This window comes from Sulfurospirillum sp. (assembly GCF_036802865.1).
In the GTDB taxonomy this organism is placed as follows: Bacteria; Campylobacterota; Campylobacteria; order Campylobacterales; family Sulfurospirillaceae; genus Sulfurospirillum.
The window spans coordinates 261,473-286,860 of the sequence record NZ_DAIRVK010000002.1 but is presented as its reverse complement, the minus strand read 5'-3'; the positions used below and the strand labels follow the sequence as shown (position 1 = coordinate 286,860).

The 25,388-nt window shown below is 38.3% G+C and carries 28 protein-coding genes; 11 read left to right on the top strand and 17 right to left on the bottom strand.

The annotated features are described in order from the left end of the window. Window positions 1-10: 10 nt before the first annotated feature. The 13 genes from V7Q04_RS05845 to V7Q04_RS05785 form a co-directional block, all read right to left on the bottom strand. Window positions 11-688 carry a F0F1 ATP synthase subunit A gene (locus tag V7Q04_RS05845; RefSeq protein WP_333803990.1) on the bottom strand — a complete coding sequence of 226 codons (678 nt, stop codon included), beginning with the start codon at window positions 686-688 and terminating at the stop codon, window positions 11-13. 61 nt (window positions 689-749) lie between these two features. Beyond that, window positions 750-956: a tautomerase family protein gene (locus V7Q04_RS05840; protein WP_037955736.1), complete on the bottom strand. Its 207-nt coding sequence runs from the start codon at window positions 954-956 to the stop codon at window positions 750-752. A gap of 2 nt (window positions 957-958) precedes the next feature. Further along, on the bottom strand, window positions 959-2,653 hold the full coding sequence (locus V7Q04_RS05835) for a SulP family inorganic anion transporter (RefSeq protein WP_333803989.1): 1,695 nt from the start codon (window positions 2,651-2,653) through the stop codon (window positions 959-961). 8 nt (window positions 2,654-2,661) lie between these two features. Continuing rightward, entirely contained in the window at window positions 2,662-3,417 is a 756-nt protein-coding gene (locus V7Q04_RS05830) for a TIGR02757 family protein (RefSeq protein ID WP_333803988.1), read from the bottom strand. After that, entirely contained in the window at window positions 3,407-4,201 is a 795-nt protein-coding gene (locus V7Q04_RS05825; RefSeq protein WP_333803987.1) for an ABC transporter permease, read from the bottom strand. The genes V7Q04_RS05830 and V7Q04_RS05825 overlap by 11 nt, the downstream gene beginning before the upstream one ends. A 17-nt stretch (window positions 4,202-4,218) precedes the next feature. Further along, window positions 4,219-6,066 carry a flagellar hook-associated protein FlgK gene (gene flgK, locus V7Q04_RS05820; RefSeq protein ID WP_333803986.1) on the bottom strand — a complete coding sequence of 616 codons (1,848 nt, stop codon included), beginning with the start codon at window positions 6,064-6,066 and terminating at the stop codon, window positions 4,219-4,221. A 2-nt stretch (window positions 6,067-6,068) separates the two neighbouring features. Next, window positions 6,069-6,497 carry a hypothetical protein gene (locus tag V7Q04_RS05815; protein WP_333803985.1) on the bottom strand — a complete coding sequence of 143 codons (429 nt, stop codon included), beginning with the start codon at window positions 6,495-6,497 and terminating at the stop codon, window positions 6,069-6,071. Between the two features lie 28 nt (window positions 6,498-6,525). Beyond that, complete coding sequence (locus tag V7Q04_RS05810) at window positions 6,526-6,726, bottom strand: flagellar biosynthesis anti-sigma factor FlgM (RefSeq protein ID WP_333803984.1); 201 nt, start codon at window positions 6,724-6,726, stop codon at window positions 6,526-6,528. 61 nt (window positions 6,727-6,787) lie between these two features. After that, the gene (locus V7Q04_RS05805) at window positions 6,788-7,042 is read right to left on the bottom strand and encodes a rod-binding protein (protein ID WP_333804423.1); all 255 of its coding nucleotides are present in this window, start codon (window positions 7,040-7,042) and stop codon (window positions 6,788-6,790) included. A 53-nt stretch (window positions 7,043-7,095) separates the two neighbouring features. After that, on the bottom strand, window positions 7,096-8,151 hold the full coding sequence (locus V7Q04_RS05800) for a flagellar basal body P-ring protein FlgI (RefSeq protein WP_333803983.1): 1,056 nt from the start codon (window positions 8,149-8,151) through the stop codon (window positions 7,096-7,098). A gap of 42 nt (window positions 8,152-8,193) precedes the next feature. Next, on the bottom strand, window positions 8,194-8,913 hold the full coding sequence (locus tag V7Q04_RS05795) for a DUF1003 domain-containing protein (RefSeq protein WP_333803982.1): 720 nt from the start codon (window positions 8,911-8,913) through the stop codon (window positions 8,194-8,196). 2 nt (window positions 8,914-8,915) lie between these two features. Beyond that, window positions 8,916-9,494, bottom strand: coding sequence for a 16S rRNA (guanine(966)-N(2))-methyltransferase RsmD (gene rsmD, locus V7Q04_RS05790; RefSeq protein WP_333803981.1), 579 nt, complete (start codon window positions 9,492-9,494; stop codon window positions 8,916-8,918). Further along, entirely contained in the window at window positions 9,484-9,846 is a 363-nt protein-coding gene (locus V7Q04_RS05785; protein ID WP_333803980.1) for a hypothetical protein, read from the bottom strand. Before V7Q04_RS05785 ends, rsmD begins: the two co-directional genes overlap by 11 nt. A gap of 183 nt (window positions 9,847-10,029) precedes the next feature. Between V7Q04_RS05785 and V7Q04_RS05780 the strand changes: the two genes are divergently transcribed. From V7Q04_RS05780 to V7Q04_RS05765, 4 genes are read left to right on the top strand one after another with little or no spacing between them, the layout of a single operon-like run. Next, window positions 10,030-10,401, top strand: coding sequence for a FlaG family protein (locus V7Q04_RS05780; RefSeq protein ID WP_333803979.1), 372 nt, complete (start codon window positions 10,030-10,032; stop codon window positions 10,399-10,401). A 3-nt stretch (window positions 10,402-10,404) separates the two neighbouring features. Next, window positions 10,405-12,087 (top strand): flagellar filament capping protein FliD, encoded by a 1,683-nt coding sequence (gene fliD, locus V7Q04_RS05775; RefSeq protein ID WP_333803978.1) that lies wholly within the window; start codon window positions 10,405-10,407, stop codon window positions 12,085-12,087. Window positions 12,088-12,105: 18 nt separating this feature from the next. Beyond that, on the top strand, window positions 12,106-12,483 hold the full coding sequence (gene fliS, locus V7Q04_RS05770) for a flagellar export chaperone FliS (protein WP_333803977.1): 378 nt from the start codon (window positions 12,106-12,108) through the stop codon (window positions 12,481-12,483). Beyond that, the gene (locus V7Q04_RS05765) at window positions 12,470-12,718 is read left to right on the top strand and encodes a hypothetical protein (protein ID WP_333803976.1); all 249 of its coding nucleotides are present in this window, start codon (window positions 12,470-12,472) and stop codon (window positions 12,716-12,718) included. The genes fliS and V7Q04_RS05765 overlap by 14 nt, the downstream gene beginning before the upstream one ends. Window positions 12,719-12,863: 145 nt before the next feature. On the opposite strand, the gene V7Q04_RS05760 is transcribed toward V7Q04_RS05765, so the two are convergent. Both V7Q04_RS05760 and V7Q04_RS05755 read right to left on the bottom strand, forming a co-directional pair. Continuing rightward, a complete protein-coding gene (locus V7Q04_RS05760; RefSeq protein ID WP_333803975.1) occupies window positions 12,864-14,504 on the bottom strand; it encodes a sodium:solute symporter family protein in 1,641 nt (546 codons plus the stop codon). Further along, window positions 14,504-14,671 carry a symporter small accessory protein gene (locus V7Q04_RS05755; protein WP_333803974.1) on the bottom strand — a complete coding sequence of 56 codons (168 nt, stop codon included), beginning with the start codon at window positions 14,669-14,671 and terminating at the stop codon, window positions 14,504-14,506. Before V7Q04_RS05755 ends, V7Q04_RS05760 begins: the two co-directional genes overlap by 1 nt. Window positions 14,672-14,929: 258 nt before the next feature. Here V7Q04_RS05755 and V7Q04_RS05750 point away from each other — a divergent pair, with 258 nt between their 5' ends. The 5 genes from V7Q04_RS05750 to V7Q04_RS05730 are packed head-to-tail and all read left to right on the top strand — an operon-like array spanning window position 14,930 to window position 20,322. Continuing rightward, a complete protein-coding gene (locus tag V7Q04_RS05750; protein ID WP_333803973.1) occupies window positions 14,930-16,741 on the top strand; it encodes a thiamine pyrophosphate-dependent enzyme in 1,812 nt (603 codons plus the stop codon). Window position 16,742: 1 nt separating this feature from the next. Then, the gene (locus V7Q04_RS05745) at window positions 16,743-17,279 is read left to right on the top strand and encodes a 2-oxoacid:acceptor oxidoreductase family protein (RefSeq protein ID WP_333803972.1); all 537 of its coding nucleotides are present in this window, start codon (window positions 16,743-16,745) and stop codon (window positions 17,277-17,279) included. Beyond that, window positions 17,276-18,574 carry a phenylacetate--CoA ligase family protein gene (locus V7Q04_RS05740; RefSeq protein ID WP_333803971.1) on the top strand — a complete coding sequence of 433 codons (1,299 nt, stop codon included), beginning with the start codon at window positions 17,276-17,278 and terminating at the stop codon, window positions 18,572-18,574. The genes V7Q04_RS05745 and V7Q04_RS05740 overlap by 4 nt, the downstream gene beginning before the upstream one ends. Then, window positions 18,574-19,008: an amino acid-binding protein gene (locus V7Q04_RS05735; protein ID WP_333803970.1), complete on the top strand. Its 435-nt coding sequence runs from the start codon at window positions 18,574-18,576 to the stop codon at window positions 19,006-19,008. The genes V7Q04_RS05740 and V7Q04_RS05735 overlap by 1 nt, the downstream gene beginning before the upstream one ends. 15 nt (window positions 19,009-19,023) lie before the next feature. Then, window positions 19,024-20,322, top strand: coding sequence for a phenylacetate--CoA ligase family protein (locus tag V7Q04_RS05730; protein WP_333803969.1), 1,299 nt, complete (start codon window positions 19,024-19,026; stop codon window positions 20,320-20,322). A gap of 37 nt (window positions 20,323-20,359) precedes the next feature. Here the strand turns inward: V7Q04_RS05730 and V7Q04_RS05725 are convergent, their stop codons facing one another. Both V7Q04_RS05725 and V7Q04_RS05720 read right to left on the bottom strand, forming a co-directional pair. Continuing rightward, complete coding sequence (locus V7Q04_RS05725; protein ID WP_333803968.1) at window positions 20,360-21,370, bottom strand: virulence RhuM family protein; 1,011 nt, start codon at window positions 21,368-21,370, stop codon at window positions 20,360-20,362. A 15-nt stretch (window positions 21,371-21,385) separates the two neighbouring features. Continuing rightward, a complete protein-coding gene (locus V7Q04_RS05720) occupies window positions 21,386-22,897 on the bottom strand; it encodes an RNA-directed DNA polymerase (protein WP_333803967.1) in 1,512 nt (503 codons plus the stop codon). Window positions 22,898-23,027: 130 nt separating this feature from the next. Between V7Q04_RS05720 and V7Q04_RS05715 the strand changes: the two genes are divergently transcribed. Together V7Q04_RS05715 and V7Q04_RS05710 are read left to right on the top strand one after the other, a co-directional pair. Then, window positions 23,028-23,975 carry a YbgA family protein gene (locus V7Q04_RS05715; protein WP_333803966.1) on the top strand — a complete coding sequence of 316 codons (948 nt, stop codon included), beginning with the start codon at window positions 23,028-23,030 and terminating at the stop codon, window positions 23,973-23,975. A 2-nt stretch (window positions 23,976-23,977) separates the two neighbouring features. Beyond that, window positions 23,978-25,336 (top strand): cryptochrome/photolyase family protein, encoded by a 1,359-nt coding sequence (locus V7Q04_RS05710; RefSeq protein ID WP_333803965.1) that lies wholly within the window; start codon window positions 23,978-23,980, stop codon window positions 25,334-25,336. The last annotated feature ends 52 nt before the right edge of the window (window positions 25,337-25,388 follow it).

Sequence of the window (25,388 nt, the reverse complement as noted above, 5' to 3'; positions counted from 1 at the left end):
GGAGTACTTTTTAGTGCTCTTCGCTAATTAAAACAGCACCTGCTAGATAAACGTATGTTAAGATCATAAAAATAAACGTCTGCAAAAATGCAGAGAATGTTAAAAGCGCATATGCAGGAAGTGGTGCTACCCAAGGAGCTAGCATCAAAACAACCGCTAAGAAAAGATCATCACCTTTGATGTTACCGAAAAGTCGGAAAGACAAAGAGACGATACGAGAAAGATGTGAAACGATCTCGATTGGGAACATTAAAGGAGCCAAAACTTTCAATGGTCCCATAAAGTGCGCAAAATAATGAACAACACCGTTGACACGGATACCTTCAAAGTTATAGTAAACAAATACCATAAGCGCTAACGCCAATGTCATGTTTAGGTTACTTGAAGGAGCTTCAAAACCAGGGATAATACCAATAACGTTTGCAATAAATACCATCAAACCAAGTGTTGCTACAAGTGGTAGGTATTTACGCGCCAATTCTTCTCCAATGACATCTTTACCCATAGAGATGACACTCTCAAGATACGCTTCCATGACATTTTGAACACCACTTGGTACCAGTTGCATTTTAGTTGTTGCAAGTTTTGCCAAGACAAAACTGATAACACCGACTAAAACAATATGGGATACAAAGATGAAGTCATGAGTGTGATTAATAAGACCTAAAAATGTAAACATTTCGCCCATTACACATTTCCTTCGTTAATTAATTTTGCGTGATTGTATCTATAAATCATTTAATAGTTCATTAAGGCTTCGGTTTTTTGCGAAGTTCGCTGACCTGTTGCCCACCTATACCCCAATTATCCATATCCACTTCGTCAATCGTGACAACGGTCGTGGCTGGATTTTTACCAAGAACACTGACTAAAAGGTTTGTAACGCCTTCAATGAGCTCTGCTTTTTGCTCTTTCGTTGCACCCTCTTTGGTGATCTTAATGTTAACATATGGCACTGTTACTCCTTTATTAATAGTTTATGGGCACGAGAAAGTGCCATGTCAATATTGTCAGTAATGTTTTCTATCCCTATTTTTTTCTCAAAGCCAAGGCGTCGCATTTTAAGCTTAATGTGCTCATTCACGCCTGAGAGTACAAGAATCGTTCCGTTACTTTTACACAAATCAAAAAATTCCTCCAAAGCATGAAGCCCTGTTGCATCAACCATAGGAACATGACGCATCCTCAAAATAAAAATGCGTGGAGGATTACTCACCTCATTGAGCACGTTTTTAAGGCGATCCGCGACACCAAAGAAAAACGGGCCATCAATTTCATACACTTCCACATCTTTTGGGACAATTTTTTTAGAAATGGCATTTGCATCATCAACTTCTAAAGGCTCATCTTGACTATCAAAAGGGAGTACGATTGTATTTTTTGTATCAACAATGCCAGTAACATCAATCATGCGCTTAATAAACAAAAGTCCCGCTAACATAATGCCTGTTTGAACGCCTGTATTGAGATCAATCAAAACCGTAAGGAAAAAAGTCATTAAAAGCACAACCGTGTCGTAACGTTCAGATTTAAGAGCAATGGCTTTAAAATGGTGAAATTCACTCATGTTCCATGCAACGACGATTAAAATGGCTGCCAATGTTGCAAGAGGGATAAGCACAATGAACTTGGAAAATAAAAACATAAAAACAAGAAGCATTAAAGCGTGAATAACACCTGAAATTGGACTATAAGCCCCCGCTTTAATATTGGTAGCTGTTCGTGCAATAGCTCCCGTTGCGGCAATGCCACCGAAAAGCACTGAAGCTATATTGGCAGCACCTTGTGCCATTAGCTCTTTATTTGAATGATGGCGATCACCCGTCATACCATCAGCAACCACGCATGACAACAATGATTCTATAGCACCTAAAAGCGCAATCGTCATGGCATCAGGAAAAACTGCACGCACTTTTTCTAAAGAAAAAGCTGGAATCGTTGGATAGGGTAAAGTAGAAGGAAGTGTTCCAAATTTTGACCCAATCGTCTCAACAGGCAATTTAAAAAAGTAGACAGCTAATGCTGAGAGAATAATAACAATAATAGGTGTCGGAATATGCGGAAACCGATGACGCAGCTTAATCAAAAGCACAATACTAATGACGCCAACTGCAACTGCGTAATAATTGACATGTAAAAATTCTGTAGAGTAAAGCTTCCATTGATCAACGAATTCTGCTGGCATCTTTGCAATAGGAAGCCCAAAAAAATCCTTAATCTGCGAAGAGAAAATGATCAGTGCTATACCTGTTGTAAAACCAACCGTCACGGGATAAGGAATATACTTAATAATATTACCAAGCTTAAAAACACCCATAAAAAAGAGCATTACACCCGCTAAAAAGGTGGCAATCACTAAGCCATCGTATCCATGTTTTAAGATAACCGCATAGAGTACCACAACAAAAGCCCCTGTAGGACCTCCAATCTGGTACCTACTCCCACCAAAGAGAGAGATAATGAGCCCTGCGACAACCGCTGTAAAAAGCCCTTTTTCAGGACTTACACCACTGGCTATTGCAAAAGCCATAGCTAAAGGTAAAGCGATAATCGCAACGGTAGATCCTGCTACTATGTCGGCTGAGAATTTAGTAAGGTCATACCCTTCTCTCAAAACCGTAAAGCTCCTAGGGAGCCAATACTTCACATTCATTGTGAACCTTAAAAAAGAATTTTCTCTTGTCCTAAGCGATAGAGTGCAAAATCATATTTGACAGGATCACTTGGATCAATCTTTTGGAGTGTGTGACTCAACTCTAACACAGCTTTAAAATCATACGATTTTCGCTGAATCAAGCCCAATTTTTTCCCGACAGCGAAAGTATGGGTATCAAGAGGAACGAGCAAATCTTTGGTATCAACACCTTGCCAAAGACCAAGGTCAAGATGATCATTTCGAACCATCCATCTTAGATACATATGCCATCGTTTATAAGGAGAGTGTGGGTTTGTAGGAGGAATTGTACCCAACAAAAACTGATAACCACGTGAACGATACGGATTAATATCGTACAACATTGCGATCAATGCGCGTAAACCATCCATGACGTTAGATTCTTTTTGATAGGCTGGAAGAAAAATAGACTCCAATGAACTTCTGTTTTTTTTGAGGCGAGCGAGTGTTATAAAAAGGGCTTGGATATCTTTGGCATTTTGAAACCGATAGTAATGATGCGACAATGTCTGCTCAATAGTTTTTTCATCAGCATCTAACAATGAGAAATCTAAGCTTTCCAAAAATTGAATAATGGCAGAAACATTTCCATATGCAAAAAGTGCGCAGATGAGGGAACTAAACTCGTCTTTATACCTTGATGCAATCATCAAAGGATCAGGGCGATCTTGGGAGAGCTCTTCATGATGATTACGTTTAAGCGCTTCTTCTTTTAAAAGTTTTTTTACAGCTTCAAACGTCATTTAAAACATCTTTTTCATTGCTCTTAGATTGTAGATAATCAGAGAGATTAATCAATGAAAGAGTGACTAAAAAAATAAGAAAGCCCGGAAAAAAGCTCAGCCACCATGCAATATCAATCACTTCTTTCCCTTCACTAATAATAACACCCCAACTCATTTGTGGAGGTGTGATACCAATACCTAAAAAGCTCAACCCACTCTCAGCTAAAATAGCACCACTGACACCAAATGTAAAACTGATAAAAAAGATAGGGGCTAATAAAGGAGCAAAATATTTAAAAATAATTTTGAATGTATTGACATTAGAGAGCTTTAGAATTTTAATAAAAGGAGCATTTGAAATCGCGAAGCTCTCAGAGCGAATCATTCTAGCCATTCCCATCCATCCTGTGATGGAAATAATAAATATAAGCACCCAAACAGAAGCATTCATGTAACTGATAAGTGCCAATAAAAGGAAAAATGTGGGAAACGTTAGAAAAAGGTCAATAAGTACTATGATGAATTTATCAACACCTTTTTGAAAAAATCCAGCACTAATGCCAATCATCAACCCCACCAAGCTTGAAATCAAGGCACTTAACATACCAATCATCAATGAAACTTGACCGCCGACCATTAAACGCGTAAAAAGATCACGCCCTAGTCTATCGGTACCTAAGAGATATTCAAAACTTGGTGGTAATAAAATAGCTGTAGGATTAAGGTCATAAGCTGAACCTGTGTAAAAGGAAGGTAAAAGAAAACAAAAAAAGAAGATGAGTACCAAAACAAAGGTACTCATATAAGGAAATCGTTTCACTATTGTTTAATGCCTAAAAGAGTGTCTAACATTTGATCTATAGTCGTAATGATTTTGGCAGCCGCACTGTAAGATTTTTGATATTGAATCAAGCTGGCTAACTCTTCATCTTTATTGACACCACTGACAGATTGGAATTGGGTATTTATCGTATTATAAAGTGCATCATTGGTATCATAACTTGTTGATGAAGCGGAAGCATCTGTTGCAACTTTGGTTGTCAAAGCACTGTAATAACCAGCAATAGTCTCTTTTGTTGCACTTCCGTCTTTGGCATAAAAATTTAATGAATTGTATTGTAACTGCACCATAGCGTTTGCAACATCATGGTTACCCACAATAGGTGCACCATACGCTTGCATTGCCAGAGGATTTTTCTTATATTCTGCATTTACATCAATATTTGACCCATCCGTTCCAGTAAAAAACTGACTTACCCCAATAGCTCCAGGGAAATTAGATCCATTGTCTTGAAGGGCTATTGTATAACCACTATTGTTGGAAATGGGTGAAAGTGAAAATGCACCATTGTCCATAAATGTCGCTTTAAAATAGTCATCCACGTCATTGAGTGAATTATTATCCTTGTTATCATCAGTACTTGTATTCATTTGAGTCAAGATACTGTTAGAAAAAGTATCATCGCCCATGCTGGTCGAATTATCAATATTAATGGTTTTACGCGCAACTTCTTTACCGGCACTATCATAAACGATCATATCAAAAGAACCATTGTTAATATTATTATAAGCATTTTGCAATGACGTAGTGCTTTTAAGATCTAAAATAGGCGATTGCATACTTTTTTGAGCACTTCTTGCGTAAAGATTATTTGTCTCAGTTATCACGGTTTGAGCAAGACTATCCAGTTTATTGACATAATCTTGAATACTTCCATCTTGAGGATAACCCCCATTGACACCAGCGGAGACAACACGACCACGAAGATCCAGCATCGCTCCAATCTTACCACCTGATAACTGCTCAGTAAGGTTGTAGCGTGTACCATCTTGTATTTCAGAATAGATAGAATAGTAACTGCTTGCATTAGAAGTATTATCAATGACTAAAGGATGAAACGTTGATCCATCCACAAAAGCAGCACCTGAAATATTGAGATAATACTGAGTACCTGTATCTGTCATATTAGCATCAACCGTATTGTTTGTGCTAATCGCACCTTTTGAGACAGAAATATTAAGCATTTTAGATAAAGTAAGTTCAAGTTCATCGCGCTTGTCACGAAGGTCATTGGCATTAGTAACTTTATCAGATTCAATATTGGAGATTTGCCCATTGATCTTGGCAATTCTTTCTCCCAAACTATTGATCTCATCAAGAGATGATTTGAGCTGTGTATTTATAGAGTCTTGAATACCTCGAATTGAGTCTCTTGTCGATTGAATATCACCAGTTAATGTTGTAGCCGCTTGTGTTAAAGAAATCTTTTGAGAACCAGCAGTTGCATTAGAAGCAAGATTATTCCACTGCGTAAAATAATTGGTTAAATCTTTGGAAATACCAGCATCCGCTAAGTCTGGGAAATTCTTTGCTACTTCTTGAAGTGACTGCGAAGAGTATGTATCATAGGAAAGGTTGGATGATGCATTTCTAAGTTTTGTAAAAACAAATTCATCGTGAATGCGAACGATAGATGTTACCGTAACACCAGTGCCAATGCTAATTCCACTAGAGGCGATAGCATCACTTGCTGTAAATTGAACACGTTGACGTGTATAAAATTGATTGCCTGCATTGGAAATATTTTGACTGGTAGTGGCTACTGCTACTTGTGCAGCATTAAGTCCTGATCTACCTGTATTGAAAATTCCAAATAAGTTACTCATAACTAAGCCCTAACTTTTAATAAAGAAGCCGGCGTATGGTTTGCAACTTTATAGCCTTCCATATCTCTTGGAAAGATGCTGTCAAGCAATACATTGTAAAATTGACTGATGGTAATGACGTACTTAGCATATTGACTGTTATAGGTTTTAAGTTCCGAGAGTTTTATTTTCATTTGCGCTAAAAGCTCTTTTTGTTCAACACTTAACAACGTTTCCAATGAAGTTTGACCACTCTCTTTGAGCATCTTCATCAGTTCATTATCTAAAAGAGACTTTTTGTTTTCAAATGATTGAATCAAATCGTTTTTAATTTTTGCTCTCTCAAAAACCTCACTGTGTTTTGCGACTTTAATATCCGCTATATCTTTTTGTGTCTGTTCAATGAGATTTTCTATATCTTTAATAGCATTGTGTAAGTAGTGCGTCAACATCTTATCATCCTTTTACATGTGTAAGGATTTAGATCAACTCTTCCGCGACTGCTTGTGCAGTTTTTGCTAGATCGACTTTGTACGTTCCATTTTCGATTCCAGCTTTGAGTGCGGAGACTTTATCTATCCCTTCGCTTTTTTCTGTTTTGGAGACACCTTTAGATGAATCATCTTTGGGAGCACTCTGTTGTAAATACGCCACATTGGACGTTTGAACTTTTGAAATCATTTTAAACCCTTTATTCTAGATTGTAGTTGTCTACAACCATATCGTCAAAAATGATAAAACTTTAACGCCCTTCTTTCAAATAACTAAATAACATTTCACTCAGCCCTAAATTTCCACTTAAAGCTGTACTCATTGTGTCGTTATACATAGATTTATAAATTTTATCACCTGCATCTTTTGGAAAGAGACTATTTTCGCCATTATCTTCCGTATTCATTGCGATATCAAGAATTTGCTTTACAAAATAAGCTTCAAATTTATCGGTCTGCTCTTTGAGCGCTGCATCACTTTTACTTTGCATATCAATTTTGCCCATAGATCCGTTATAATTTGCATTTAAAAGAGCGATGCTGTTATCGGCTGTTTGCATTAGATGATCTCCAATTGTGCAGTAATCGCACCTGAACGTTTGATGTTTTCCAAGATTGAGATAATATCTTTTGGTTTAGCACCCAGTTTTGACAATGCCCGTGCAATATTTGCAACCGTCATGCTCTCTTCTTTAATTTTAATGCGATTTTCTGTACTTGCGATTTGCACATCACCACCAATATCAACACTCTTATCATCCAATGGGGTGTTACTGGCTTCAATTTTAATCGTTATATCACCATGTGTCACAACAATAGGATCAACCCTAATGTTAACACCCGAAACAATAGTACCAGTTCGTTCATCTATCACAATTTTGTTTTCTCTTTCATACAACACATCAGAATCCAATGTTTTTGCTAAAAACTCAGTAGTCGTTAGGTTGGCTGGACGCATTAAGCGAATAGTTCTTGAATCTGTTGCGACTGCAATTTTCTTGCCAAATTTTTTATTAAGTTCATTTTGCACTGAAACTGCGGTATTGAAATTTGCTTCTTTCAATGAAAGGTTGACAAATTCTTGTTCATGGAGATCGTTTTCGATTTCACGCTCGACCAAAGCTCCACCAAAAATATTGGCAGAAGAAGGATGGTTGAGTTGACCTTTTTCTTTACCGCCATTCATACCACCAATCGTAAGTGAGCCTTGTGCTAAAGAGTAGATTTTTCCATCAACACCTTTAAGTGCCGTAAGGAGGAGATTTCCACCTTGCAATGACTTTGCATCACCAATAGATGAGACAGAAACATCAAGCTTATCGCCTTGTCTTGCAAACGGTGGAAGTTTCGCAGTAACCATAACAGCAGCGATATTTTTCGATTTAATAGCAGCAGGATCAATTTTAACATTAACAGTCTGTAACAAGTTAGAGAGAGAACTTTTTGTAAATTCTGATGATGAGCCATCGCCCGTACCGTTAAGACCAACAACAAGACCGTATCCAATTAATTGGTTGTCACGGACACCGATAACATTGGCAATATCACCTAATCGTTGGGCATAAAGTGTACTGAGTGTTGAAATTAATACAAAAGATAGTTTGAGGATCTTCATCAGTTTCCTTTAAATTTGACATTCATGCCAACTTTAAAGCAATTAATGTTCCAATAATTCTTTCTGGTTAACGCGTTGTAAAATATCCTGCATCATATCGATTTGAACTTTTTGAATTTCAAGGAGTTCTTCTTGCTGATGCATAATGAGATGGTCTATTTTTTCATGGAGCATCCGAATTTCAAGTTCAGATTTAAGATTGATCATATAGTCATTTTTAGCTCGAATTCTGTCTTTTTCTTCTTGTCTGTTTTGACTCATCATAATCACAGGAGCTTGTAATGCTGCGATACATGATAAAATCAAATTGAGCAGGATATAAGGATAAGGATCAAACCCTTGATTTTTAAACCAGAAAATATTAATGACAATCCAAATCACAAGAAATGAACAAAAAGAGATAATAAATGTCCAACTACCACCAAAACTTGCAACTTTATCCGCTACTTTTTGACCAAAACTCAGTGTTGCATTATCATCATTTTCGACTTTATCTGTCAGTGTGGAATTATTTTGAAAGGAAGCTAAAACGCGTTGTTCTAGATCAGAAAGTTCACCTAACTCTTTTGCCAAATAATCAGCAATATATTTTTCACGAAACGTATTCAGTTCTGTAATAGCAAGGTAACTCTCTTCCCCAAAATTAGGATACTGATTTTGAATAGATCCTAAAATAGAATGCCTGATAGTCGTAGCAGAAATCCGTTCAGAAAGAGGAAATGCTTTATGAGATATATCGCTAATAAAAGTAGTGTTTTCCATAGCTATATGTTGTAATAGCTTAAAGAGCTATTTCCAAATTTTTTAGTTTTTTGTAATGCATATGAACCAATGCTCACAGGAAGGCTAAGCGTACTCATGTGCTCAACAATAATCAAATGTGCCTTCTCTTGGGGTATAGAGGCAATAAGCTCCATCACTTTTAAATAAATATCTTCCATTCCTTCACGAATTGAAAAAGGAGGATCGAAATAAAAATAGGCTTTACTTTTAAGTGTTGGTAATAATGTTGGGAAAATGGTAAAACTATCGCCATAAAGTGGTGTGGTATGGGCTTCATCAATTAATTTACAATTACTTTTGAGGGTGCTAAATGCCGCTTTGTCTTTTTCAATAAAATAAGCATGCTTCGCTCCTCGGCTGAGTGCTTCGAGTCCCATAGAACCACTACCGCCAAATACTTCAACAAATACTTCATCCACAATATCATATTGCACGGTATCAAACAAAGAGCCTTTTAGAATAGCTTTTGTACTTCGTGTACTTTCAAGTGAAGGAAGGGCTATCTTCTTTCCTTTATATTTACCTGCACTAATCGTTGCCATCAAAGGTTTAATTGCCATAATAACCTCGAATGGTTTGGATAAGATCTGTTCTAAATTTTTCAGTTAATGCCGTAATTTTCTCTTCAAGCGCATGGGTGTTCTTAGCGTGAGGCATCATGTCATCCACATTGCCTTGAAGAAGCAAAAGATGTTGGAAAAATTTGTCAAGTTCTATAAAGAGCGAAGATTTTGAAAAAGGAATGATTAAATTGCCTTCGGTAGAAGAGATATAGAAAATAGGTTTATCAAGCTCAATTTTTTTATCACTGATGACAAAATCACACTGTTTATAGGGAACAACAACGTCTCCTAAAAAACTTTTAAGTGCGCGACTCAACAGTAATGATTGACAAACTAAAGCTACTTTCATGATATTCCTCTTGTTATGTACCTGAAATAGTAACACACTAAATCTTAATAGACTTTTTGTAAGTGCTTTAATTTTACGAAACGATATATTTAATGTTAAACATATATTGCTCATAATTAAATAAAAAAAAAGATGTGTCGATCTAGTCAGTAGGAAAATTATAAAACGTCAAGGAGGGCAATTATGGACATCTTTAGCGCAACCAGCAAACAAGTCGAAACAGCAACGACTCCGAAAGTAGCAAATCAGGTTCCAGTCAGACAAGTTGAACAAACAGCAGATACATCTAAAGTGAATCAGCAATCAACAAAAGAAGACGACAATAATAACAATACAAAGGCATTAAGCGAAACGGTAAAAGAGCTTAATAAGCAAATGGATTTACTCGATACCAATATAACATTTGGATACAATGATAAGATTAATCAAATGTTTATCAATGTTATAGAAAAAAGTACGGGTAAAGTCATTCGTAAATTTCCTACAGAAGAAGCAATGAGCCTTTCCGCTAAAATGAAAGAAATCGTAGGAATAATTTTTGATAAAAAAGGATAGACGATGGCAACATCAAGCTTAAGTTCTCTTGGTCTTGGTAGCAGTGGTACCCTTTCATACGATACCATAGATAAATTAAGAGCAGTTGATGAAAAAGCAATACTTACACCTATTGATAACAAAGTGACAGCCAATACGACTAAGCAAACGGATTTGACGTCTCTTACATCATTAACAAATACCTTAAAGTCATCAACCAATGCATTATCACAAGAGAATAACTATCTTCAAAGAACAACTACCGTTTCAAATGATGCTATTTCTGTTACTACAAAATCTGGAACAACTGTAGATAATTTTACAATGCATGTCAATACTTTAGCAAGTCAAGACATTTATCAATCAAACAGTTTGGCAAGTCAGACCAGTACATTTACATCTAATAGCGATACTCTAAGTCTCAAACTTGGAACAAATACTTACGCCATTGATGTAACAGCAACAACAACACTCACCGATCTTAAAAATATGATCAATGATAAAGCAAATGGAAAAATCACTGCTTCTATTCTTAATGTTGGAGGAACTAACCCTTATAAACTTGTCATTAAGTCAAATTCAACGGGAGCTGATAACGCTATAACATTATCGTCCACAGGAACAGCCCTTACAGATTTAGGATTAGACTTAAGTGCCAATCATCTCAAAACTGCAACCGATGCTTCTGTTGTTTACAATGGCGTAACGGTAGCGCGTAGCTCTAACACATTTGATGATCTTATCGTAGGTACAAGCATTACATTAAATAAAGCACAAGATTCATCTACCAATACAACGGTTGCAATTACACAAGATTGGACAAACATTACAACCAATCTTAAATCACTGGTAACTTCATACAATGATCTTATGGCAAAACTAAAAACTGCAACAGCTTTTGATACATCAACAAAAACAGCAGGTACGTTTCAAGGCGTTACCCAAATCAACACTTTAAGCACTAATATTCGTAAACAAGTTTTAGGCGTTGATAGTGAAGGAAGAGGACTAAGTGACTATGGCATTAGCATGACTACTGAGGGTAAACTTGAGTTTAATGCAGCAACATTTAACGCCAAAGTTGCAGCAGATCCAGCAGATGTCAAAGACTATTTTTTAGGATCAACAACGTATAGTACAACTTCGTATGAAGGATCATCTGTCCCATCAGGCGGTTTAAGTATTGGAGCAGACACATTTTCTATCAATGGAAAAGCTATTACTTTCACCACGCCTTCAACATCAACAATTGCAGATAATTTAGCAGCCATCAAAACGGCTATTAATAATGCTGGAATCACGGGTGTTGATGCAAGTATTGGAACGAACAATAATATTGTTCTCAAAGGCGCTGCTGGTGCTGACATTCTCATCACTGGAGACAGCACTGCTCTAGCCACTATGGGTCTTCAAAAAAACAATACATATTCTTCGCCAAAAACAAAAGATGGTATTTTCACAACATTCAATACAATGCTTAACGGCTATGTTAATACAACCAATGGAACACTAACCCAATATAACAAAAGCTTAGCAACGGAAAAAACAACATTAACAAAATCAAGAGCAACCGCGGTTACAAGACTTGACGTAAAATATGAGGCTATGGCAACAAAATTTGCGGCTTATGACAGTATTATCAGTAAACTAAATAATCAATTCAGTTCGCTTTCTACGATTATCAAACAATCTACTACTTCAAAGTAATTAAAAAAGGATTTTAAAATGTATTCAAATTTAGCATACTCAACTTATTCACAAAACAACGCTTCCATTGAATCTTCTGAAAAGTTGATAAGAATGCTATACGAAGGTATTTTGCGCTTTGCTTCACAAGCTAAAAAAGCTATCGAAGATAAAAATATCGAAAAACGCACTTACTGGATCAACCGTACATCGGCTATTTTTACAGAACTGATTAACTCCTTAAACTATGATGGAGGACAAATAGCTCATTATTTGAGCGGGCTTTACATTCATCAAGTGAAACTTCTTGCTGAAGCAAATATGTACAATGATACGACTAAACTTGATGAAGTAATTAGTGTTGCACGAGAGTTATTGCAAGCATGGAAAGACGAGACAGAGTATGTCGTGGATTAAATCCTTTACTATAGCTATTGTAGAAGAGAATTATGAAGCTATAGGCGAACTGATTGAAAGTGTGCCTCAATTTGAAACCATTGAAGAGACACAAACAGCATGTGCATTGATTCAAGAAGCCTTAACTATTATGGAAAAAGAAAAAGCAAACACTTTTGAAGCTATGCAAAAAATGAAAAAAACACGTCTTTTTATTGATACATCTTCAGAACCATATCAAGAATACAGAGGGTAATTTCTACCCTCATCCTCTACTATAAACTCTTAACACGCATTTAAAGCAAAGCTTCAAACACTACGTTAACACTGAGTTTTATTCGGCATAAAGCCCACGCAACTTTGGTGCTTTAAGAGCTTGCAACTTGAGTTTTGCAAGATGTCTAATCCTCAAAACACTTTTTAATTAATGCGGAACTCTCTGGCTTTGTCATGAGCGAAACAACAACTGCTGTTAAAGCCGATAGTGGCAAGGCTACTATCATAGCGTCCACAAATGTAATTTTGCCACTTAAAAGAATATCTACTCCAAAAATTATTTTACAAATGCCTAACTCTTTTGCTTCTTGAAAGTGAACAAACAGTAACCAAAATGTCGTTACGATAGTTCCTACAAACATAGAAGCAATGGCCCCTTTTTTGGTCATACGCTTCCAAAAAAGTCCACCAAAATAAGTTGGTAAAAAGATGCTTGCGCAGAGTGCAAAAAAGATAGCCGTACTGCGTGCAATGATGGCAGGTTGCTGATCAAACACATACGCTAAAGAGACGGAGATAATAATCATCACGATAATACCCACACGGGTAATCAGCAGTGAATTGGGGTTGTGCTTTCCTGCAAGTTGCTCAAAAACATCACGACCTATGGCTGTACCCATCGCATGAAATTGACTTGAAAGCGTACTCATCGCAGCCGAAATAAGAGCAAATAAAAAGATAAATGCAAACCATTTTGGCATCGCTGCATTGATAAAATGAGGAATAACCTTACCGATGCCACCCGTGCTTTGAAGGGCATTTTTGCCTCCATCAAATTCAAAGTACCACACATTCGTTACGGAACCAACAAGGTAAATAATGCCTGTCATCGCAATGATAAAAATACCCCCGATCAAAACAGCTCGGTTTAGTTCATTTTTACTTTTAACCGTCATAAAACGTACAACGAGTTGTGGTTGAGCCAAAACGCCTACACCAACCCCCATAGCAATGGTTGTGATGATGAAAAGCCATCCTTCGGAGAGAAAAACTGGCATTTTATTCCATCCTTGGAAACCCCAGTTCATTGAAAGCTTCATTAAAAAATCTGGACTGCCCGCTACCAAATCTTTTATATTCACACTGGCTAGTGGTGCAACTGTTTTATCCCAAACCATCTCTAATTTAGAAAGTCCTGCATCCATTCCACCCACAGCATCAAAAACCATGACTAAAAGAATGATCATAGCAAAAAACATAATGACACCTTGAAGGGCATCGGTGAGCATAACGCCTTTGAGTCCGCCGGCAAGAACGTAGCCTGTTACGATGACAGACATCACTAAAAGAGCAAGATGATAGTCCACTTTAAAGTACGCTACTAAAAACTCCGTTCCACCAATTAAAACAGCAGAAGTGTATAAAGGCATGAAAATAGTGATGAGAATACCACCAAATACCTGAATAAACTTAGAATTAAAACGTCGTCCTAATAATTCAGGAAAGGTGTGTGCATTGAGGCGAATGCCCATTTTACGGGTAGGATTTCCCAAAAAGACAAAGGCAATAAACACGCCAATAAAGATGTTACAAAACGTAAGCCAAAGAAGCGAATTACCCAGCCATGCAGCGACACCTCCGAACCCAACGATCGCCGCTGTGGATATAAAAGTAGCACCATAACTCAGCGCCATGACAAAGGGATGGGTATCGCCACCTGCAATTAAGTAATCCGCAGAACTTTTTGTCTGTTTATAACCCACATAACCCAAATAAGCAAGCACCGCTAAATAGATAATAATGACGATGTTTTCAATGAGATTCATTATAAATCCTCATTGATTCTAGCTTCATCTCTATCCCAAGATTTCGTGTTGAGTACTTTCTCTTCTTTGTCCTTATTCCAGTAAAGAGCCCCGTAAATAACGCACAAAAGAGCACTTGCATTCATTAGCCAAAACGCTGAGCCAACACCTAGATCAAATGTTCCCATACAACTTCCTTCCTTTTAAAAGTTCCTTAAAAGTAATATAAATTGCTTTAACGAAACTTTAGTTTTATTCTTAATTCATTATAAAAATTAATAAAGTTTCAAAATTGCTCACTTTAGATGTAACATTTTTGACTCGAATGCTTAGATAAGTATTTTATAAAGTAAGTTTCAATACCCTTTAAACCATTAAGAGTTCTTACAGAGCTTTTCATACGCCTTTGCCTTTTACACTATTTATCAGCAATGGAGCACAACGATATGAAACAGATTTTGATGGGAAATGATGCCATCGCCCTTGGGTTGATTCACGCAGGGGTCGATATGGTTTCAGGTTACCCAGGGACACCTTCAAGTGAAATTTTGGGAAATTTCCAAAAATACAGCGCTAAATTTCAACGTGCAACCTACGCACAATGGGCAACCAATGAAAAAGTAGGTTTTGAAGTAGCCTATGCAGGCGCTATTTCGGGTAAACGCACCTGTGCTACCATGAAACAAGTAGGGCTTAATGTTGCAAGCGATGCGTTGATGAGCGCTTCTTACATCGGTCTTAAAGGTGCTATGCTGCTCATCTCCTGTGATGATCCAGGGTTTTACTCTTCGCAAACAGAACAAGACAGCCGCAGTTTTGCCAAATTTGCACGCATTCCTGTACTTGACCCAAGTACGCCTCAAGAAGCGTACGATATGGTCAAACTAGGCATTGAACTCTCCCATCAATTTGAATCCATTGTCATGCTTCGCCCTGTTATGCGTGTCAGCCATGCAAGAGAGATTTGTGAGGTCGATGATGGTTTGTATGTTGAAGCATCAAAGGGTGATTTTGAACGAAACATCCCTCGTTGGGGCGCTGTTCCACCTGCTGGAAGATTTAGACAAGGCTTGGAACAAATAGAACGCCTAGAAGCCATTAAAATGTGGAACTGGGATCATCTCATTAAGCCCAAAACCCACGCCCTTAAAGGGGAAAATGTTCTCTGCCTTACCAGTGGAACGGGTGATGGTTATGTCAGAGAAGCTATCAGCGAGTTAGACATAAAAGCCGATGTTTTAAAACTGGATATGCCCTACCCACTTCCAAAAGAAAAGCTCGAAGAACTCTTTGTAAAGTACGATAAAGTCATTGTTTTTGAAGAGAGTTTTCCTTGTATTGAAGAGCAATTAAGCTCACCAAAACTGTATGGGAAACTGACCAAACATGTGCATCAAATCGATGAATTTTCAAAAGATAAAGTTGTAACTGCTTTTGCCAATGCTGGTGTTATAGCGCCAAGTCATGCGTACAAAAGTGAAAAATACGCCGAAGAACTTCCCAAACGCCCACCCAATATGTGCCCTGGTTGTCCTCACCGTGATGTTCACTATGCTATTACCAAGGTCTTTAAAAAGAAAAAAGCCATCTATACTTCTGACATTGGCTGTTACACACTTGGTCTTAACCAAGGGGCGATTGACACCATTTTATGTATGGGAGCCAGTGTCTCTATGGCAAGTGGTTTTAGCATCTCCGATCCAGATAAAACCGTCATCGCGACCATCGGCGATAGTACGTTTATGCACTCAGGTGTCGCGCCGCTCATTAACGCCATCTACCAAAATCATACGTTTGTTTTAGTCATCTTAGATAACTCAACTACCGCAATGACAGGTCGTCAAACCACACCTGAACGTACCAACCCTCATCAAATCGACATCAAACGCATTGTCGAAGGGTGTGGCATAGCGTGCCATGAATACATCTATGAACAAGACCTTAACAAAACCGTTGGGTTTATAAAATCCCTTCAAGAAGCATACAAGAATGCAACGGCACCTGTTGTAGCTGTGGTACGCGAATTTTGTGTCTTAGATAAAGAAAACGCCGCTGGTCGTTTGGGTAACGCTTTGATTGAAGTGGATGAAGACAAATGTGTCGCGTGTGATTCGTGTATTACCAACTACAAATGCCCTCCAATGCACTACAACGATGCAGGTAAAATGGAAATCGACCCATTCTTATGCGCAGGCTGTAGCGCATGTCTTGATGTCGTTTGCCCAACAGACGCCTTTGTCAAAAAAGAGGAGAAGTAAGATGAAGTATCAAATCGTAATCGCAGGCATTGGCGGACAAGGCGCAGTCTTTTTGGTCAAAGTTTTAAGTATTGCTTCTGCCATTAAACACTTCAAGTGTTTAGGCACTGAAAATCACGGTATGAGCCAACGTGGCGGTTCTGTTTCGTGCTATGTCAAAATCGGTGATTTTTTCGCTCCTGCGATTGATGAAGGGCAAGCCGATCTTCTCATCGCACTTGAAGGCAATGAAGCGCTTCGTAACATTCAGTACCTAAGCCCTAAAAAAGGCACTATTGTCGTTAATGCACCCAAGAGCTTCCCTAAGGTTGACTTTGAAACACACAGCATTGATGCATTTACAAAAGCCAAAGCTAAAGAGTTTCCTATTGATGCACTGAATGTCTATATGTTGGGTGCAACACTCATCCTTGACCCTCATTTTCCTTTTACATGTAAAGATATTGAAGAGGCGATTACCCAAATGAATGCTAAAGTCGCCGAAAAAAATATAGCGGTACTTCATCAAGGTATGAATGACGCAAAGGCGGGAAAATGATCTGGTCTAAAGAAGAGACACTGCCTCGACATAAACTCACAGAACTTCAAAGCCAAAGACTTAAAGACACCGTCGCTCGTGTCTATGAGAACGTGCCTTTTTACCAACGAAAATTTCAAGAACTTGGCATTACCCCTGCCGATATAACCTCCATCGACGACATCGTAAAATTGCCCTTTACTAAAAAACAAGATTTGCGCGACAACTACCCTTTTGGGCTTTTTGCCGTAAAAAAAGACGCGGTTGTGCGTATCCATAGCAGTAGCGGAACCACAGGAAAGCCCACCGTTGTGGGCTACACGAAGGCGGATCTTGACACATGGAATGAAGTCATGGCTCGTGTGTTCACGATGGCAGGTGTCACAAGCGAAGACACCTCTCATAATGCCTATGGTTACGGTCTTTTTACAGGCGGTCTTGGGCTTCACTATGGTGCTGAAACTGTGGGTGCTACGGTTGTACCAAGTTCAGGTGGTTTTACGTCTCGTCAACTTATGTTGATGAAAGACTTTGAAGCAACGGTATTGACATCAACGCCTTCCTTTGCACTTCATATGGCAGAAGCGGCGGTCGCTGAGGGCTACGACATCGCTAAAGATTTTAAACTCAAATGCGGCATTTTTGGAGCAGAACCCACCAGTCTTGGACTCAAAGAAGAAGTAGCCCGTGTTTGGGGCATTCACTACTGTGAGATTTACGGGCTTTCCGAGATCATCGGACCGGGAGTTTCTTCTAACTGCTTTGAAAGCAAAGACTTGCACATTTTTGAAGATCATTTCTACCCTGAAATCATCGACCCCGCAACGGGTGCAGTGTTGCCATATGGCGAAAAAGGTGAGTTGGTCATCACCAGCCTTACCAAACAAGCCTTTCCTATCATTCGCTACCGAACAGGTGACATCACCTCTCTTGACCAAACGCCGTGCAAATGTGGGAGAACCCATGTGCGTATGAAAAGCGTTATGGGACGTGTCGATGACATGCTCATCGTCAATGGCGTCAATGTTTTCCCATCGCAAGTGGAACATGTGCTCTCCAACATCGAAGGCATTACCCTAAACTACCAAATCATCGCCGATAAAAAAGGCTACCTCGACAAACTCGAGATCATGGTAGAAGTCACCGAAGATATGCCGTTAGATAGCATCGGACAGCTTGAAGCCTTGAAGAAAAAAATCCAACATGAACTGCTCAACAACCTCTACATTAACGCAGAGATCAAACTTGTTGAGCCAAGAACCATAGAACGCAGTGTCGGTAAAGCCGTCCGCGTCATCGATAAAAGGAGTCTGTAATGAAATGCAACATTAAACAACTAACGATCTTTTTAGAAAATAAGGCGGGTGAACTCTCTGTTTTGACACATATTCTTTCCAAAAATGGCATCTCTATTAAGTCTATTTTACTTGCAGATTCAACGGATTTTGGTTTGGTTCGTACCATCGTGGACAATCCTGAAAAAGCAAAAACGATTTTAGAAGATGAAGGCTTTAGTGTGCGCTTTACCGATGTTTTTGGTGTCAAGATCGAAGACGTTGTAGGAAGCTTTGACAAAGCCGTGAGTGCGCTCTCAGAAGCTGGTATTAACATTCTCTACACATACAGTTTTTATGAGGCAAGTACGGGTATTTTCATTTTCAGTGTCGATAAAGAGCGTTTTGACGATGCTATAAAAGCATTGCAAGCCAAAAATATTGAGATTGTTCAAGCCAAACACTTTTACATGTAAAGGTTGGGAAAACCAATGACATTTAGTAAAAACGAAAGCCTCTGTAAAGATGAGCTTCAAGCGTGGCAACTCAAGCATCTCAAAGAGACGCTTCTTAGGGTTTACCATCTCGTTCCGTTTTACAAAAAAAAGTTTGATGAGCATGGCGTATTACCGCAAGACATTAAAACCCTTGAAGACATTGCCAAGCTACCTTTTACCAAAAAACACGACCTTCGCGACAACTACCCGTTTGGCATGTTCTCGGTCGATATGGACCAAATCGTGCGCATCCACAGCTCTAGTGGAACAACAGGAAAGCCCACCGTTGTGGGCTACACTGAGCACGACATGGACATCTGGGCAGAAGTGATGGGAAGAGCCTTTACGATGGGCGGCGTGACCTGTCAAGACATCATGCAAAACTCGCACGGTTATGGGCTTTTCACGGGCGGTCTTGGCTTTCACAATGCCGCTGAGCGTATGAAAATCGCCGTCATTCCAAGCTCCACGGGCTTTACCTCTCGTCAACTTTTGCTCTTAAAAGACTTTGGCGCAACCGTCCTTACGGCAACGCCTTCCTTTGCGCTTCATATGGCGGAAGTGGCGAAAGCTGAGGGTTATGACATCCAAAAAGATTTCAAACTCCGCGTGGGATTTTTCGGAGCGGAGCCAACCAGTGAAGGGCTTAAAAACGAAATAGCCCATATTTGGGGCATTGATTACCATGAGATTTACGGACTCTCCGAGATCATAGGTCCTGGTGTTGCATGTAACTGCAAACATTCAAGCCTACTACACATACACGAAGACCATTTCTACCCTGAGATCATCAACCCTGAAACGGGCGAAGTCCTACCTGAGGGCACCAGAGGAGAACTTGTCATCACAACGCTGACCAAACAAGGCTTGCCGATCATTCGCTACCGCACGGGTGACATCACTTCGCTCACTCGCATTCCATGTCGTTGTGGCAGAACCATAGGTCGCATCGAGAGCATCGTCGGACGAAGTGACGACATGCTTCTCATCAACGGTGTCAACGTCTTTCCATCGCAGATAGAACACGTGCTTTCCAAACAAGAAGGCATCACGCTCAACTACCAAATCATCGCCGATAAAAAAGGCTACCTCGATAAACTCGAAATCGACATCGAGCTTGATGAACACCTCATAAGCGATGATGTAAGTTACCTCGGAAGCCTCAAAAAAGAGCTACAACACGCCCTTTTAAATAACCTCTACATCAATGTCGAAGTCAAACTCGTCGCTCCAAAATCGCTTCAAAGAAGTGAGGGAAAAGCAGTGAGAGTGGTCGATAAACGACCGAAGTAAGATAAGTAAGGCTTAAAGCCTTACTTATCTTTAATCATTATTTTTTAGCCTTTTTAAGCATCTTTGCTGTTGTATCAATATACTCTATAAAATCTTTTTCAACGCGTGAAAGTTCGTTTTTGGTTTGTTCTTTGTATTTTTCATATTCATCGTATGCTTTTTGAATGGCTCTATCATGGCTGATTTTTCCCGCATGCGCGAGTATATCTTTACCTGTCATTTTCAAAAATTCATCAAGTCTTTCTATCCAATCGCTCATATACATAGGTGTTTTACCCATAGCTTGGATTTCTGCAAGTTCGATGTACGCTGTCACCATTCGGTTTAAAAGGTTGAGTTCATCTTCGCTAAGATAATTTTTTGCAACACCGATGTCTTGCCTCGTCGGATGAGTGCCCTTGAAATGAGTAAGCCCCATATGTAGCTTTGTGCTATCAGCCCTTTCATAGACAAGTTCCGCCGCTGTATTACCGTGAACCGCCCAGTGCATTTTATTTTGCACTGTTTGAAAAAAGAGAACGCTTTGCTCCGCCTTTGCATCATAGTCTATACTCGTAGCATAGATATCTAGCACCTTACGCCAAAAGATCTTCTCACTGCTTCGTATATCGCGAATACGTGCTAAAAGCTCTTCAAAGTAATTCCCACCACCTGCAAGCTTTAGTAACTCATCGTTCATCGTAAAGCCTTTAACGATGTACTCTTTAAGCCTCGCCGTTGCCCATTGGCGAAACTTCGTACCTTGCAACGACTTCACGCGATAGCCTACCGAGATGATGACATCGAGATTGTAATAGTTCGTGTTATAACCTTTACCATCTTGTGCAGTTGTTCGGAAATTCCGAACAACTGACTCTTCTACCAATTCACCCTCTTCAAAAATATTTTTTATATGCTCACTTATCGTTGCTTTTGATTTTTGAAAAAGCTCACACAGTTGCGCTTGCGTGAGCCAAACTGTCTCATTTTCAAGCCTTGTTTCTATCTTTGTTTTGCCATCTTCGCTTTGGTAGATAAGGATGTTGGATGTTGGTGTGGTGTTGGTCATTTTAAGTTACCTTTTTTATAACGATTGTTCTCCAAATAGTAATACTTCATCGTCTTGAATTTCTGCATCCAAACTATCTAAAATAGTTTGTTCAATAATGTTATTTCTAACTTTTAAAATTTGTGCATGACTTCCATGTAACCAATCATTGTTCCATAAATCAATAGGCTCATTATTAATCAATTTACATAGTGATTCATCAAAATTTTTTTGAGTAAGTGACAATTTAATAATTGCTCTTTGTAACCATATCTGCATATGCCCAGTATTTGGAATAGTCTGGAATTTATTCATTATTTTATTGACAATTGATTCTACTAAATTAATATCCAATAAACCAAAGAGAATACTTAATATTGTCATAGATATAGAATAAGTTCTTGGATTTAAAAGTGCAATATCCACTACAATGCTTATTAAGACCTCTATATTTTCAGTTGTTTTAATCTTTTCTTTTCTTTTACGAATTTTTTTTGATAGGGATTGTAATTCTTTAACAATAGTGCCAGAATTTGAATATTTAAGACTAAATTGATGAATTAACAAAAGTTGTTTTTGTATTGTTTTTGCACTTTTATTAATGACTAACCATTCCATTTTATCTTGTTTAATAGAGCTTTGAATAACATTATTTGAAAAAATTGTTTTGCTACTATTTAGTTTTAAACCTAAATCAATGAGAACTTCTGTTAATGTTTTTATGATTTTATCAGCAACTTGGGGGCTATTAACAAATATTCTATAATCATCCCTGTACCTCAAAATTTTAAAATCTTGTTTTTCAAAATTTTTGAGCTTTACACTTAAACATAAATCAGCATAAGATAAAACTATTTCAGCAATAAAATCCATCAAAACGCTACCTTGTGGAATTCCATTAGTCTGTCCATTTGACATATTTCTTATGTAAAAATCAATCATTCCACCAATATAGTTTCTGTTAAAAGTTCTATCTTGTTTTTTAGCTTTTGATATTTTTTTTGAATGTAACGCCCATGGAATAGAATGGGTATAAATTGAACCATAGCAATCAGTAATATCTGTATGATATACATAGCTATAATCCATGCTTAGTTCTAATGATTTTTGCTCTATTTGTTCCCACCAATTAAGGATTTGTTCTGCCTTGTCAGAGTTTTCAGACTCTGACACAATAGGCACACTCATACACTCTACAAGACTTTTCTTTTGAATACTTTCAAATCTTTTTTTAATTAATTCCCAATTATGCTGTTCACTAATTTTGTGAACAAGAGACACATAAATAAACGGATGAATCAGTTCAAATTGCCGCCAATCGTATTTTCCATTTTTATTGTGAAATAGCTTATAATTTACATTCTCGAAAGAATCTGGTTTCTTTACTTGAATACTAGCAAGGTCTTGATTATTTAAAATATTATTAGAGATATTTTCAAGCAAACTACCAAATTTTATATAAGGTGGCAAATCAACATTGATATAACTTTCATGCTTTAAAAAAAAAGTTTTTACTTCGTCAAAAGTAAGTGATAAAACATTTTTCATATATAAACCCTCATTTAAGAAAATTTTTGAACATTGTATATTTTCTGTATTCATAGTCTACCACATCCCCACTAAGCCTTTTATCAAAAGGAGTGGCTATAATAGTCATAGCTTTTTTCAAAGGACTAGCATGCTAAAAATCGCAGTATCTGCGTGTTTACTGGGTGAACCAATTCGTTATGATAAAACAGGTCAAAGAGACCGATTTATCACCGATAAGCTTGGCAAGTATGCCTCATTTGTTCCCTTTTGTCCTGAGCATTTAGCGTTTGGAACGCCCCGTGAGACCATACGCATCGTGCTAGAAAATGAGCACAAAAAAGTCATTACCGTTTTTTCTAAAAACGATGTTACCGACGCTATGAACACAGCAATGGCACATGAACTGGAAAAAATCAAAAAAGAAGAACTCTGTGGCATCATCTTAAAGTCAAAGTCACCGAGTTGTGGACTTGGGAGTACGAAGTACTACATGAAAGAGATGAGCGAAGGGAAAAAAGATGGTCTTTTTGCCACACTTTGCAAAGAACATTTCGTGGACTTCCCCATCGAAGAAGAGGCGCGGCTCTTAGACCCGTGGCTTCGGGAAAACTTTGTGATGCAACTCTTTGCCTATGCCGATGCGCAAATGCTTGAAAAAAACATTCAAACTATGCGTGAATTGGTGGCATTTCATACGGCGTATAAATTTTTATTGCAAAGCAAACACGAAGCGAACTATCGCCTTTTGGGCAAAATCGTAGCCAACCATGAGACAAAAAGTGTGATGGAAATAACACAAGCCTACCTCGCTCTTTTTAAACAAACCCTCAATCATAAAAGCACCATCGCCAAAACGGTAAATGTCCTTCAACACATGGTAGGTTTCTTCAAAAAAGAGTTAACAAGCAGTGAAAAACAAGAACTGCATTTGCAAATCGAAGAGTTCCGCGATGAGATCATTCCACTCATTGCGGTGATGAGCACCATTGAATTTTTAGCGAAGAAGTACAATACGACCTATCTTTTAGGGCAGAAGTTTTTAAACCCCTACCCTAAAGACTTAGCACTTCGTTCGATGATACAAGTAGGCAAATAAGCATGAAAAAAGTCCTTTGGTTTAGACGCGATTTACGGGTTGATGACTCCATGCTTTTAGCCCAAGAGGGTGAAGTCTTGCCTATTTTTATTTTCGATACACATATATTAAATGGCTTACCAAAACAAGACAAAAGAGTCTTATTTATTTTCGAGCATGTTCAAAAACTTAAGGCTAATCTTAAAGCATTAGGACTTGATCTTGCGCTCTTTTATGGAACGCCTCTGGAAGTTTTTACCTACCTTAAAACACTCGGCTTTGATGAAGTGTATGCGAGTGTGGATTATGATGCTTACGCCAAAGAGCGCGATGCGAACATAAGTAAACTCATGCACTTTCACGCACTGAATGATTGTTACCTTTTTGAGCCCAATGAAGTTTTGAAAAAAGACGGCACACCTTACCTTGTATTTACGCCCTATTATAGGGCTTGCAAAGAGCTTTACACACAATTTCATGCATTAAAATACATAAAAGCCACGCAAAGCCTTTCAAACTTCGACTACAACGAACTTTGGAACATTGACAATGGCGTTAAAACACCTTTAGCGATAAAGCTTGAAAGTCTGGGGTTTGAGTCTTTACCTACAAACATTTTGACCCCTCAAAAAGCGTTGGAAGCGTTTGCGCAAAAGGTAGATGATTATGCAGACAAACGAGATTTTTTGGACGTTGATGCCACGTCGCATCTGAGTGTACATCTTCGATTTGGCACACTTTCCATTCGTGAAGTGGTACGTTTTTTAACAGCGCTCAAAACAAAAAATCATCAAACAGAACCCTTCTTTAGGCAACTTGTTTTTCGTGAATTTTACGCTTATTTACTCTACCATTTTCCCAATCTTGCATGGGAAAATTACAAATACTCTCCGCCCATTTCCAATGATGCTGAAGCATATGAACGATTTATCACAGCTCAAACAGGGTATCCGATCATTGATGCGGCTGTGATGGAACTTCTCACAACAGGGCTTATGCACAACCGAGCGCGCATGGTAGTGGGGTCATTTTTTACCAAACATTTGATGCTACCGTGGCAAAAGGGAGAGGCGTTTTTTGCAAAGCATCTTTTGGATTACGACGCGAGTGCAAATAGTCTTTCATGGCAATGGTGCGCTGGAACGGGCATAGACCCACAGCCTTACTTTCGCATTTTCAACCCTTATACACAATCGTTAAAATTTGATAAGGAAGCACGTTATATCAAGCGTTATCTGCCCCTTTTAAACGATCTTCCAAATGCCTATTTGCATAAAGAAGCTTATTTGCTAAGCCATAATATTGCAGGCTATCCAAAGCCTATTATAGGGCATGAAAATGCTCGAAAACGCTTTTTAAGTACCTTTTCACAAATACATTAATTTTGTTTACCGCGTATTGTGTAAATCGTGTTAGAATAGTGACAAAACACAA